The organism is Methyloferula stellata AR4 (assembly GCF_000385335.1).
Classification (GTDB): Bacteria; Pseudomonadota; Alphaproteobacteria; order Rhizobiales; family Beijerinckiaceae; genus Methyloferula; species Methyloferula stellata.
The window spans coordinates 1,769,844-1,782,859 of record NZ_ARWA01000001.1 but is presented as its reverse complement, the minus strand read 5'-3'; the positions used below and the strand labels follow the sequence as shown (position 1 = coordinate 1,782,859).

Genomic DNA, 13,016 nt, shown 5'->3' with positions numbered 1-13,016 from the left:
CATAGCGGCACCTTCAGAGCATGATCCCGAAAAGTTGCAGACTTTCTGGATAAGATCATGCGTTTAAACAAACGCAAAGAGCGTGATAACGATTCAGCCAAAGCGATCACGCTCTATTGAGGCTACTTCACCAGCGGACAGGCGCTCTCGGACAGCGGCCTGAAAGCCTCTGCTCCAGGGATGGTTTCAAGCAGCGTGTAATAGTCCCAGGGGCCTTTCGATTCCTCCGGCTTCTTAACCTGGAACAAATACATATTGTGGATGGTGCGGCCGTCGGCGCGGATCTCACCCTTGCCGAAGAGCGGATCGTCGGTCGGCACCGCCTTCATCTTGGCCATCACCAGCGCCGTGTCCTTGCTTTGCAGGGCCTCCACCGCCTTCAGATAATGCAGCACGGCGGCATAGACGCCAGCATGCACCATGGTCGGTTCCTTACCGCCATATTTCGCGGCGAAGCGCTTCGACCACGCGCGGGTATTGTCGTTCAGGTCCCAATAAAAGGCTTCCGTCAGCACCAGCCCCTGCGCCACCGGCAGGCCGATCGCATGCACATCGCTTAGGAAGACGAGCAGACCGGCGAGGCTCTGTCCGCCTTGCGTGATGCCGAATTCCGACGCCTGCTTGATCGAGTTCGACGTATCGCCGCCGGCATTGGCAAGGCCGATGACTTTGGCGCCTGAGGCTTGCGCCTGAATCAGGAAGGAGGAAAAATCGCTCGATGGAAACGGCGATTTGACGGAGCCCAGCACCTTGCCGCCCGCCGCTTTGACGATCTGGGTCGTATCGGCTTCAAGCGTCTTGCCGAAGGCGTAATCGGCGGTGATGAAAAACCAGGTGTTGCCGCCGCGTTTCACCATGGCGCCGCCCGTGCCTTTGGCAAGCGCGAAAGTGTCATAGGTCCAGTGGATCGTATTGGGCGTGCATTGCGCCCCGGTCAGTTCGGTCGAGCCCGCGCCGGACACGATGAAGATCTTGTTCTTTTCCTTCGTGATCTGGCTGACCGCCAGAGCCACGGAAGAGGTCGGCACATCCAAAATCACGTCGACGCCATCCTGATCATACCATTGCCGGGCGATGCCCGCGCCGACGTCGGGCTTGTTTTGATGGTCGCCCGAAACGATCTGGACCTTGATCCCTTTCTCCGCCGCCTTGAAGTCATCGACGGCCATCTGCGCGGCGACGACCGAACCCTCGCCCGCGAAATCGGCATAGACGCCGGAGCGATCGTTGAGCACGCCGAGCTTCACCGCGATCTCGGCCCGCGCGACGCCTGAACCCGCCCCGACGCACGCCGCAACAAGCAATAAGTGTTTGAGCCTCATGCTGTCCTCCCCTTTCAATTTTTCTTCGGACCTCTTCGGATCCTCGATTTGCTTTTATACGCCGAGATAGGCTTGCAGCTTGGAGCCATTCGCCAAAAGATCGGCATTCGGCATCATGTCGATCACCCTCCCCTGCTCGACGATATAGTGCCGGTCCGCTACTTTCGACGCGAAGTGAAAGTCCTGCTCGACGAGGATAATGGTAAAGCCCTTCTGTTTCAGTTGGGCGATGGTCCGGCCGATCTGTTCGATGATCACCGGCGCCAGGCCTTCGTTCGGCTCATCCAGCAAAAGCAGATGCGCGCCGGTGCGCAGAATGCGTCCGATCGCCAGCATTTGCTGCTCGCCACCGGACAGCTTGGTGCCTTGGCTGGCAATCCGCTCTTTGAGATTTGGAAAAAGCGCGAAGATCTCCTCAACCGTCAGGCCGCCCGGCTTCACCCGCGGCGGCAGCATCAGGTTTTCTCCGACCGAAAGAGACGAGAAGATGCCGCGTTCCTCCGGGCAATAGCCGAGACCCAGACGCGCGATGGCTTGCGAGGAGAGCTTGATGGTCTCATGCCCGTCGAAGACCACCGATCCCCGGCGCTTGCCCATGATGCCGATCAGCGCCTTCATCGTGGTGGTCTTGCCGGCGCCATTGCGGCCGAGAAGCGTAACGACCTCGCCTTCCCGCACCTCGAAATCCATGCCGTGCAGAACATGCGACTCGCCGTACCATGCCTCGAGGCCGCGCACGCAGAGTACAGGCTTTGCGACCGATGCTTGTACGGGCGAGACCTCAGGCATGGCCGCCGCCGATATAGGCTTCGACCACGCGGGGGTCGGCAGATACCGTGGCGTAATCGCCCTCCGCCAGCACCTTGCCGCGCGCGAGCACGGTGATGCGATGGCAAAGCGAGGCGACCACCGAGAGATTATGCTCGACCATCAAAATGGTTCTTGTCTTGCCGATGTCGCGGATCAGCTCGGCAATGCGGCTGATATCTTCATGGCCCATGCCGGCCATAGGCTCATCGAGCAGCATCATCTCGGGGTCGAGCGCGAGTGTCGTTGCGATTTCGAGCGCGCGCTTGCGGCCATAGGATAATTCCGCCGCGGGCGTGTCGAGGAGATGCGCGAGATCGACCCGTTCGGCGAGCGCCGCGGCTTCACCGTTGAGATGATCCAGTACCTTTTGCGGCCGCCAAAAAGCATAGGAGTGGCCGGATCTCTTTTGCAGCGCCAGCCTTATGTTTTCGAGGACCGACAGGTGCGGGAATACGGCGGAGATCTGAAACGAGCGCACCAGACCAAGCCTCGCGACATCCGCCGGGTGCATGCCGGAAATATTGCGGCCATTATAAAGGATCGTGCCTGCCGACGGTGTCAGGAATTTGGTCAAGAGGTTGAAGCAAGTCGTCTTACCGGCGCCGTTCGGCCCGATCAAAGCGTGGATCTTGCCACGCTTTATGTTCAGCCGGACCCCATCGACGGCCTTAAAGCCTTTGAACTCTTTCGTCAGTCCATCCGTCCGCAAAATCGTATCGGCGTCGGTCCCCTCACCCCTTGGCGCGGATTCCAAGATCTGATCCATTGCCGGTTTTTGCCTGACGAGGAGGTCTCTAGAAAGCGAGCATCGGCCAGTTTCGGCTTTCCTGCAAGCTCCGCCAAACGTCGAAGCGCAGGCGTCTGCGCCAGCTCAGCCCTTTTGCTCGCTAGCGTCGAGAATCCAGGTCTGCTCACAAAACGAGACGTAAAGCCTCTCCTGGCCCAAGGCGGCGCCCAGTTCGATCGCCAGCTCGTTCAGCATGTCTTCGACATCCTTATCGGATAAATGTCCGAGATAGGCATGCACGGCCTCGCCGGTAAAGACGGCCACCGGCTCACGGTCGGAGCCGACGGTTCCGTCTTCGCGCGGCCAAGCGTAGGTCACTTCGGCGCGCGTGAACATGCCGGAGAGCGCCGGCAGGCCGGCGCTGACGCGCCGTCGCATCCAGGCATGCGCGGTGCGCACGGCCTCGGAAATATCATAGACCCGGCCTTCCGCGTCCCACCCCTCGCGCAGACCGACCGTGATCCTGAAATCGCGGCGCGGTCCATAGGAATTCGGCACCATGACATAATCATCATGCTGGAATCCCTCGCGCTGCACTTTATTGTCCGCCACGCCTCGCCCCTCACGCAGGATCTTTGCGCCAAACGCTTGCAAGCCACGGCTGCTGCTCGCGCGGTACGCCGTCCGGGCGATAATAATGCCCGCGCTCGGTGAAACCAGCCGCCGTCATATAGGTCCGCCAAGCGTCAAGATCGTGATAGGCGCCATAGCGCCCGGCGATCCAGCCTTCCTGGTTTTGCCCGCGCGGGTTCGACGAAAACAAAATGCCGCCCGGCTTCAACGTTGCCTGCAATTGCTTCAAAACGCGCGGCAGCTCCTGGCTCGGAACATGAAACAATGAGGCATTGGCGAAAACACCATCGAAATGGGAGTCCGGCAAGCTGAGCTGAAGGAAATCCTGGTGCCAGACGTCGCATCCGCTATGAGCACGCGCCATAGCGGCGAAATGCTCGGCGCCCTCAAGGCCGATCGCATGATGCCCGCGCTCGGCGAAAACTTTGAGATCGCGTCCGGGCCCGCAGCCGAAATCGAGAATTTTGAACGGATGCGCCGCTTCGATGGCACGCAGCAATGCGTCGATGTTCTGGCTGACATCGTGATCGCAGGTGCCCCGCCAGAATTCCTCGGCATGCTGATTATAATGCCCCAGCGTGACGGCGACCGCCTTTTCCAGATCCTGCGGATTGAGTTTCATGGCCGGCATTTAGTCTCGCGATTGACGGACAGGGTTGGCGCGGCTTTTATCACAGAACGCGCGTCCATGCGCCGTTTTCACCGTGCGGCGGCTCGGCTATGCTCGGCGGGAAGGCAAGATCGCCTTACCTCCTCAGAAAAGAGAGAGCCGATGACTCAAAAAGATTTGATGATCGTGTGGGCGCCGCGCCTGCTCAGTCTGTTGCGCATTGTCGCCGCTTTGCTCTTCATTGAACACGGAACGCAGAAGCTGTTTGGATTTCCACCGTCGTCGCATCCGGCGCCGGCCGTATTGTCACTCCTCTGGATCGCAGCGATCCTTGAAGTTTTCGGCGGCGTTTTGCTTTTGCTCGGGCTCTTCACACGCCCCGTGGCTTTTCTCCTCTCAGGAGAAATGGCCTTCGCCTACTGGCTCTATCATGCGCCGAATAATGTCTTTCCGGCCAATAACGGCGGCGACGCGGCCATTCTTTTTTGCTTCGTCTTTCTCTATATGGCAGCCGCCGGCGGCGGCGCCTTCAGCCTTGATGCGTTCCGAAAGAGTCCCTGACAAACCGCGCCCTGACGACCGGGCAAAGCCCGGTCTTAGAACTGGTAGCGCATACCGGCATTGAAGGCATAGCCGTTGATATTCGGACCGAAGCGATAATCGCCGCGCACGAAGCCGAGGAGGCCCGTGTTCAGGACCTGTGCCGCGACGCCGAGTCCAACCTGCTCGAAAGTCCCGATGCGCGACACCGTGATCGGCACATAGCCCCCCGCTGCCTGGAAGGTCGTCGTCGTATCGCCTTCGAACTCGCGCCACACGCTGCCCGTCAGGAACGGCTGGATCGCCACCGTCTCGAACGAATAATTCGTCCCCACACGTACGCCAAGGCGCCCGATCAGGCTGTTGATCGGATTGAAGCTCAATGTGCCGTACACATTATCCGCCGGATCGATGCCGACCCGCAGCTGCTGGACGCTCAGGTGCGAATAAAGAACCGCCACCGAGGGTTCGACGAAGAACTGACGCGTCACGTCGTAGCGATAGCCGATCGAACCATTGGCCGAAACGCCGTTGCCATTGAGGTTCTGCTGGCTGAGGAAGGCGACCGGATTCGACACCTTCATATTGTAGAAATCTTCGCGCACCTGGAAGTCGGCGAAGAAATTATGTCCGGTCAAAGCGCCGTAAACGCCGACGAAGGGCACGGTGGCCTCGTTCGTATTGGTGCCGCTTTGAAGTTCGGTCGCATCGAGTATGACCTGACCGCCGGTGACGCCGAAATGCAGGTTATATCCGGTGTTCTCGACGTTGAAGAGACCGAGATCCATACCGGTCTGGAAGCCGTTGAAGGTGGTGCGCACCAGCGAATTCGACGTCGTCGCGCCGCCGATATTTTGCGTCGTGCCGACCGAGTTCACGTCGTTGCGGCCGTCGGCGATGCGGATCCACGGACCGCCGCCCCATTGGTTGGGTTTGGGATCTGGCGGCGCCGAGATGAAGGCCGAGGCGTTTTGGAAGAAGCCAACGTTCACCGCCGCCAGCGACGCCGCGATGCTCGTCGCGAAGGCCGGCGCGGCGCCCGGGTTCAGGGTTGCGACGACGTCCCAATTATTGCCGATATGCTGCAGCGAATAATTGACGATGCCAGCCGAACCGAAGCCCGACCCTTGGCTGAAGGTGCCGGCACCGCCGCCCGTCGTCACGATCGGAATCGGCGTCGTGAAAAAGCCCTTGGAACCGACGTCGTTCAGATTGATGACCGTATTGCCGCTCGTCGTACCCGCGACACGAAGCTGATCGGCGGCGCCGCCGCTGACGAGCGTGGCATCGACGTTCAAGGTCGAAGCGCCGCTCGCAACATAATTGGCGGTCACGTTGACGACATTCGTGGGGCTGCCGTTCACCATATTGATGGTGCCGGAGTTGGTGAGCGTGCCGGTGACGTTATAAGTGCCGAAATTGTTCAGCGTGCCGGTATTCGTCAGATCGTCGTTGACGGTGCCGAAGTTCGTGATCGTGCCATTGTTGGTGATGCTGCCGGCATTGAGCGTGGCGCCGGAGTTGACCGTAACGAAACCATTGTTGGTGAAATCATTGGTGAATGAGATTGTGCCTGAGTCGGTGACGGTGCCGGTATTGGTGCTGCCCACGGCCGTGAAGGTCGCCGAGCCCCCTGCATCGACCTGGAACGTGCTGTTGTTGGTCAGCATCGAACTCGCGGCAATCGAGCCGCCGCTCGCCACATCCAACGTGCCGCCCGACACGGTCGTCGCACCCGTGTAGGTGTTTGCGCCAGAAAGTGTGACGGTGCCAGCCGTCGTTTTGTTTAAAGCAGCGGCGCCCGCAAGTATGCCGTTCACCGTGCCGCTTTGCATGTCATGCGTCGTCGATGCGGACACCGTCGCGCCAGCAGCCAGCGTACCGCCCGTCAGCTGATAGGTGCCGACATTCATAGTGCCGTTCTGGACCGTGCCGCCTGATTGGTTCAACGTCGCCTGTGTCTGTGCCGTCGTGCCCAGATCGAGAGTACCGGTGCCCGAAACAGTCGTCGTACCCGCCGCGGCACCGAGCGTGCCGGCGCCTGTCAGCGCAAGCGTGCCAGCTGAGACGTTACTGCCGCCAGTATAGGTGTTTGCGCCGGAAAGCGTGACGGTGCCAGCCGTCGTTTTGTTTAAAGCAGCGGCGCCCGCAAGTATGCCGTTCACCGTGCCACTTTGCATGTCATGCGTCGTCGTCGCGGACACCGTCGCGCCAGCGGCCAGCGTGCCGCCCGTCAGCTGATAGGTGCCGACATTCATCGTGCCGTTCTGGACCGTGCCGCCCGACTGGTTCAACGTCGCCTGTGTCTGTGCCGTCGTGCCCAGATCGAGAGTACCGGTGCCCGAAACAGTCGTCGTGCTCGCGGTGTTACCAAGCGTGCCAGCACCTGAGAGAGCGAGCGTGCCGGCTGAAACGTTCGTGCCGCCGGTGTAATTGTTTGCGCCAGAAAGCGTGACGGTGCCGGCTGTCGTCTTGCTCAGCGCGGCGGCGCCACTCAAGACGCCTGCCACCGTGCCCGCCTGCATGTCGAAGGCAGTGGTCGCGGACACTGTCGCGCCAGCGGCCAGTGTACCGCCCGTCAGCTGGTAGGTTCCGACATTCATCGTGCCGTTCTGGATCGTGCCGGCGGAGTGGTTCAACGTCGCCTGCGTCTGCGTCGTCGCGCCCAAATCGAGCGTGCCGCCCGAAACCGTGGTCGTACCTGTTGTAGCGCCGAGCGTGCCCGCACCGGTGATGTTCAAGACACCCGCCGAGAGATTTGTGCCGCCGGAATAAGTGTTCGCCCCCGTAAGATTCACCGTACCGGCGGTCGTTTTGTTCAAGGCACCCGCGCCGCCCAGCACGCCATTGACCGTGCCACTCTGCATGTCGAATGTGGTCGAGGCATTGACCGTCGCGGTCGAAGCCAAAGTGCCGCCCGTGAGCTGGTAGGTTCCGACATTCATCGTGCCGTTCTGAACCGTGCCAGCGGAATGGTTCAACGTCACCTGCGTTTGGGTCGTCGTGCCCAAATCGAGCGTGCCGCCCGAAACCGTGGTCGTACCCGCTGTAGCGCCGAGCGTGCCTGAGCCGCCCACATTCAACACGCCAGCCGAGAGATTTGTGCCGCCGGAATAAGTGTTTGCACCTGTGAGATTGACCGTGCCGGCGGTGGTTTTATTCAGAGTACCGGCGCCGCCCAGCACGCCGTTGACCGTGCCGCTCTGCATGTCGAATGTGGTCGAGGCATTGACCGTCGCGGTCGAAGCCAAAGTGCCGCCCGTGAGCTGGTAGGTTCCGACATTCATCGTGCCGTTTTGAACCGTGCCGGCGGAATGGTTCAACGTCGCCTGCGTTTGCGTCGTCGTGCCAAGATCAAGGGTGCCGCCTGAAACAGTGGTCGTCCCGGTTGATGCGCCGAGTGTGCCCACACCGGTAATGTTCAATGCGCCGCCGGTAAGCGTCGTGCCGCCGGTGTGAGAGTTCACACCGCTTAAGGTGACCGATTTGCCAACATCGGTCGTGACCGTAAGCGATCCCGGACCGGTGAAACTATTAGAATAGGTCGCGCTGCCCGCCGCACCGGCACCCGCAGTCTGGTTGAGGGTGAGCCCGCCCGTCACACCAATATTGCCGGTGTAAGTGCCACCATTCGTCGTCAGCGAGTTGGTACCGCCGGTGAAGGTGATAGCATTGGCGCTGCCCGCCCCGTTGATCGCGCCCGCATTGACGATGGTGAGACCGGAACCGACCACACCCGCACCGCCCGCCCCCGTGGCGCCAGTAGCGCCGGTGGAAGTGCCAGTGCCGCCCGTGCCCCCGGCGGCTCCAGTGCCGCCCTGGATCGTGCCTGAATTGTTGAGGATGAAATTATTGCCTTCAATACCGTTGCCGCCGGCGCCGCCGGCGCCGCCGGCGCCACCAGCGTTGGTGGTGCCATTACCGCCGTTGCCGCCTGTATTGCCGTTACCGCCAAGGACCGTCACGCCGGAATTAACGGTCAACGATGTTCCAGTATAAGAAAGGCCCGCTCCGCCGCCGCCACCACTACCGCCGCTGCCCCCGACGTTGCCAGGGCCCAACGCACCAGTGCCGCCCGTTCCGCCGTTGCCGCCTGTCGTGTTTACCGTGAGGGTGTCTGTGGGATTCGGGCTGGTGACCACCGCGCCGTAACCACCGGCACCGCCGCCGCCACCGCCACCGCCGAATTGGGTTCCGCTGGACGTCCCACCGGCCCCACCGGCACCGTTGTTTCCGGTGCTGGCCGTCCCGGGCAAGGACGTGCCCGTAAATCCGTTAAGGCCGCCAGCGCCACCGTTGCCGCCGGCTCCGGTAATTCCACTGCCTGGATCCCCTGAGCCACCGGCACCACCGCCGCCTGTGCCGCCGCTTGTGCCGCCCGTGCCCGAAGGACCGCCGCCGCCGCCGCCGCCGCCAACCGTGCCATTTCCGCCGGTCGGGCTGGCCAAGCTTCCGCCACTGCCCCCAGTGGTCCCGCCGCCAGTCTGGCCGCTAATCCCGCCATTGCCACCCACGGACTGTGCGAAAGCCGGGGTCGAGAGTGACAGTACGCCGGCCAAGGCCGTGCCAAGCAGCAGTTGCTTGCGGGCAAGCTGCGTCGTTTCGAAGAATTGCTCTCGCGTGCCCGGCTTTCCCGGTGTCGCGCTCGCGCCCACAAACCAATTCTTCATTGCCGCCCCAAACGTGATGAACAAATTGTAAATTCGTCAAACGCGGAAGTGATACCCGCTTCGCCGAGGCAGACAATATGGTTTCGGTGAGGCTTGGACGGTCCTAAGACGGTTAACAAATACTAAAGATCCGCGTGTCGATTCTAAAAGATACGCAATTTCACCTAGTTATCGCTGTGGTTTGCGCATGGTCTTAGGCGCCGGTGCAGTCTTACCGTCGCCGCTGGATACCGTAATTCCGAAGTCTGTGGCGCATGGGCCACAGAAAATGAGGATTGTCAGCGACGCAGAACTGCTCCGCTGGGCGAATCGAAACGCATCGCCCACGCACGCCCTCTACAAGCGGATGCCGCCGGCCGTAACGAACCGCAGTCGGAAAACGAAACGATAGCAGAACAGAGACACCGCGCGACAAGCGAGCCGATCGCATATTAAGGCGAAGGTATTCCTACAGCCTGTTCAAGCGGCGGCGTTCCGCGCCATGAATCCGCGACGCCTCGGGAGGAGCATATGCTGACGGCTTTTCTGGCATTCGCGCTTTTCGCCGCGGATATGCCGGCGTGCGGTGTGCAGGCGCATCACGCCCATGCAGCGTCCGCCGACATCGTTCTCGCGAACGACGCCGCCCCGGCCAAAGCCCTGCGCGACGCCCTGACGGCGCCGTTGATGAACAAAATCCATTCCATGAACGATGCGGGCGAAGGCATTTTTCAAGTGGATGTGACGTCGATCGTCGCGCCTTACTTTCCGGCTGGGCAAACTTTTGCCGAGACGCAAAAGGTTCTCAAGGAGCAGGATTTGGGCAGCCTGCGAAAATTCCAAGGCATGCAGGACCACCCGGGCACGACAATGTATGTCGCACGATTCAACTTAATGTATGGCGCCTTCACGCAAGTCTATGTCGTGCTCAACTTCGACTTCGCTGGCGGCAGCGAAAACAACATGGTGTTGACGAAGGCCGGCGGCCTTCTCCGCGCCGGCGGGATGTAGCGGGCGGAGACTCATGGAAACCATCACCGTCTACTATTCTCCGCTCGAGGCGACGCGGATCATCGAAACGGTCGGGCTCGGATTGGCGCATCACATAGGGATCGTTTACACGAACAATGCCGGACAGAGTTTCGGCGTGAGTTCGGGACCGTCCATCCAAACCACGCAGCAGACGCCGCCGAACGCGCTGCGCGCCATCCTCAGCATGTCGGAAAATGCACCCTCCGACTTCGGCACGCTCGTCTCCGATCCGCATAATAACACGCCCTTCATGAAGAGCCGGATGGACGATTATTATACGCAGGACTTCGAGGGAAAAGAATTTCCGCACGCACTCGTCACGAAAGGCCCCGACCTTTCGGCGAAATGGGCAACCATCGTGAAGACCTACGCCGCGATCGGCAAAATGCATCTGACCTATTCGCCGACCAGCCAGAATTCAAACAGCATGGCTGGCGAAGCTCTGCGCAGGGCCGGACTTCAAGTGCCTTTCTCAGTCAACGCCAAATTCGCGCCCGCCGAGTTTACCCACCTGCCGGCCTACAAATGCGAGATGGAGGCGCCGACGCCCGCGAGATGCCACGGTGCGAGCGAATGAGCCGAGGCAGGGCTCCATCGCTAAACCGTCATTGCGAGCGAAGCGAAGCAATCCAGACAATGGTTGCTCTGGATTGCTTCGCTTCGCTCGCAATGACGATGCTCAGAGCACCTTCAGATATTCGAGAAGCGCCTTCTTTTCATCCTCGGGCAATTGCGTGCCGTACTCGTGTCCGCAATTGCTATTGCCCGACATGCGATCCTCGCAACCGGTCGTCACGAGCGTAAAATTGCCGGCCTGATCTGGCGCGAGACCAACCGCTTGCGTGTCATAGGCAGGTCCGATCTTGAAGCTCTTGACGCGCTGGCCGGCCGGCTTCAAAAGCTCGGTGAGGCTCGGCACCGATCCGTTGTGAAGATAAGGCGCGGCGGCCCAAATCCCTTGCAGAACACGCGCTTCGTAGACGAATGTGCCCGGCGGGTGCGCCGCTGGATCGGCAGGCTTTTCGTCCGCCGTCTTTTGCACCTTCGGCGGCATGTCCGGCACCTGCATGGTGTTTTGCATGTCCTCATGCGTCATTGGCACCGTAGCGTCCGGGGCGGTCATGCCGCCTTTCGCCGCGTCGGCCTTCGCTTGATCGTCTTTCGCCTTGGCTTCCGGCGGGGCGGCAGCCGGTGCAGCGGCTTGGGCAGCCGCGGCCTGCGCCGCCTGCAGTTCCGCTATGGTCCCGGTGACTGCGGCCTTCAAAATATTCAGCGACAGATCGGTTGCCTGCAACGGTCCGACGACACCGGGCACAGTGGCACCTTCCAGCATTCCCGTCCGTGCCGAGCGAAGCACGATCTGCCATTGGTGGAGGTCGGTGCCCGCGTCCAAGCTCACCGTCCTCCACGAATGGGCATTTGGCGGCCGTGGCTCGCCTTCCGCCACGCCATGACATTCGACGCATCCGCCTTGCGCGGCAGGCCTGTTGAAGATCTCACGGCCGCGTTCCGCCAGTGCATGATCGACGGGAAACGGCCAAACCGGCGGCCCAAGCCGCGCGAGAATGGTCTCGGCCGCCGCGATCCCGGGGATGTTCGATGAATTGGTACTGAGATAGTCGTGGTCGAGCGGCGTCGCGCTTGTCTTGGGGCCCGGATGGAAAGTCGCGAACACGCCAAAGACTTGGCCGAGGTTGCGGGCAACGGCGAGCCCTTCATTGCCATTCGCCGCCCAGGCACCCCATTGCGTCTTGTCCTGACGCCCTGCGTTCCAGAGAAACGGATAACGGGTTGGCGCATCGGCGATGGCCATATTATCGGCGAGCATATAGGTCGGCGCCGGACCAAGATCGAGACCGTTGACGCGATTGTAGATCATGGCGATGGCATCGAGCCGCGAGGGGCCCCAAGGCCGATCGGTCGGGATCTGGCCGACCCAGGTGTGGAAGCGCAGCGACCAGAGCGCGACGGAATCGTGGAGCGCCATGACGGCCGCGGGCTTCGCCGCTTCGCCGCCCAAAACGCCTTCGGCAAAAGATTTGAAGCTGCTGTCGCTTGCCAAGGCCCGCCTGACGGCCGCGTCGAGATCGAGGACAAAGGATTGAAAGTCGGCGAAGGCCGGACCGCCATCGATCCGATAGGTGACCCCCGCGGCCTTGATATCGCGCGTATGGCAGGCCGCGCAGGTCATGCCAACCATCGGCCCCTGTTGCGAATCCGCCAATGAGAACCCGACGGGAAGACGGTCGCCATGCGCCGCTTGCGGGTTCGGCAGAAAGCCGAAGCGCGCAAGCGCGCCTTCAGTGAAGGGCTTGCCATCCGCCTGCGTCAAGGCTTCGAACCAGGCCAGCGGAATGAGCTGAGATCCCTGATCCTGCACATAAAGCGCGGCGCGCAATTGCGGCGTCCATTCACGGCCTTGGTCGGCAAAGACGAGCGGCTGATCCGGCTGCCCTGCGGCGGCGAACCCGCCGACAATCGCCGGAACGCCCAGCAAAACACCGAGCTTCGATAGTTTGAGCTTCATGGCAGCCTCTTCACAGATCCAAAGAGTGTTCGCCACAGACAGAATAAAAGTTACGAACTCAAGACAGCGGCCGGCATGATCGGCGCTCATTGCAGACTATCATGAGCACCCGTCGGGGCGAAGCCATCGACCGGACGAGAATGATTTTTCTTTTTGATCCTACCCG

10 protein-coding genes are annotated in these 13,016 nt (G+C 61.2%); 3 read left to right on the top strand and 7 right to left on the bottom strand.

The window, feature by feature from the left end; all coding sequences use genetic code 11:
* Nucleotides 1-122: 122 nt before the first annotated feature.
* From A3OQ_RS0108740 to A3OQ_RS0108720, 5 genes are all read right to left on the bottom strand, one after another.
* Nucleotides 123-1,322 carry an ABC transporter substrate-binding protein gene (locus A3OQ_RS0108740; protein ID WP_026595655.1) on the bottom strand — a complete coding sequence of 400 codons (1,200 nt, stop codon included), beginning with the start codon at nucleotides 1,320-1,322 and terminating at the stop codon, nucleotides 123-125.
* Nucleotides 1,323-1,376: 54 nt separating this feature from the next.
* Nucleotides 1,377-2,111, bottom strand: coding sequence for an ABC transporter ATP-binding protein (locus A3OQ_RS0108735; protein WP_026595654.1), 735 nt, complete (start codon nucleotides 2,109-2,111; stop codon nucleotides 1,377-1,379).
* Nucleotides 2,104-2,898 carry an ABC transporter ATP-binding protein gene (locus tag A3OQ_RS0108730; RefSeq protein ID WP_020175002.1) on the bottom strand — a complete coding sequence of 265 codons (795 nt, stop codon included), beginning with the start codon at nucleotides 2,896-2,898 and terminating at the stop codon, nucleotides 2,104-2,106. Before A3OQ_RS0108730 ends, A3OQ_RS0108735 begins: the two co-directional genes overlap by 8 nt.
* 105 nt (nucleotides 2,899-3,003) lie before the next feature.
* On the bottom strand, nucleotides 3,004-3,420 hold the full coding sequence (locus A3OQ_RS0108725) for a hypothetical protein (RefSeq protein WP_051116095.1): 417 nt from the start codon (nucleotides 3,418-3,420) through the stop codon (nucleotides 3,004-3,006).
* 61 nt (nucleotides 3,421-3,481) lie between these two features.
* Nucleotides 3,482-4,123 (bottom strand): class I SAM-dependent methyltransferase, encoded by a 642-nt coding sequence (locus A3OQ_RS0108720; RefSeq protein ID WP_020175000.1) that lies wholly within the window; start codon nucleotides 4,121-4,123, stop codon nucleotides 3,482-3,484.
* A 141-nt stretch (nucleotides 4,124-4,264) separates the two neighbouring features.
* On the opposite strand from A3OQ_RS0108720, the gene A3OQ_RS0108715 reads away from it, so the two are divergent.
* Nucleotides 4,265-4,663 carry a DoxX family protein gene (locus A3OQ_RS0108715; protein WP_020174999.1) on the top strand — a complete coding sequence of 133 codons (399 nt, stop codon included), beginning with the start codon at nucleotides 4,265-4,267 and terminating at the stop codon, nucleotides 4,661-4,663.
* A 35-nt stretch (nucleotides 4,664-4,698) separates the two neighbouring features.
* Here the strand turns inward: A3OQ_RS0108715 and A3OQ_RS24690 are convergent, their stop codons facing one another.
* A complete protein-coding gene (locus A3OQ_RS24690) occupies nucleotides 4,699-9,312 on the bottom strand; it encodes a beta strand repeat-containing protein (protein WP_020174998.1) in 4,614 nt (1,537 codons plus the stop codon).
* A 510-nt stretch (nucleotides 9,313-9,822) separates the two neighbouring features.
* Between A3OQ_RS24690 and A3OQ_RS0108705 the strand changes: the two genes are divergently transcribed.
* Both A3OQ_RS0108705 and A3OQ_RS0108700 read left to right on the top strand, forming a co-directional pair.
* Nucleotides 9,823-10,302 carry a hypothetical protein gene (locus A3OQ_RS0108705; protein ID WP_020174997.1) on the top strand — a complete coding sequence of 160 codons (480 nt, stop codon included), beginning with the start codon at nucleotides 9,823-9,825 and terminating at the stop codon, nucleotides 10,300-10,302.
* A gap of 13 nt (nucleotides 10,303-10,315) precedes the next feature.
* Nucleotides 10,316-10,900 carry a hypothetical protein gene (locus A3OQ_RS0108700; RefSeq protein ID WP_020174996.1) on the top strand — a complete coding sequence of 195 codons (585 nt, stop codon included), beginning with the start codon at nucleotides 10,316-10,318 and terminating at the stop codon, nucleotides 10,898-10,900.
* Between the two features lie 102 nt (nucleotides 10,901-11,002).
* On the opposite strand, the gene A3OQ_RS0108695 is transcribed toward A3OQ_RS0108700, so the two are convergent.
* Entirely contained in the window at nucleotides 11,003-12,850 is a 1,848-nt protein-coding gene (locus A3OQ_RS0108695; protein ID WP_200859997.1) for a di-heme-cytochrome C peroxidase, read from the bottom strand.
* Nucleotides 12,851-13,016: the final 166 nt, after the last annotated feature.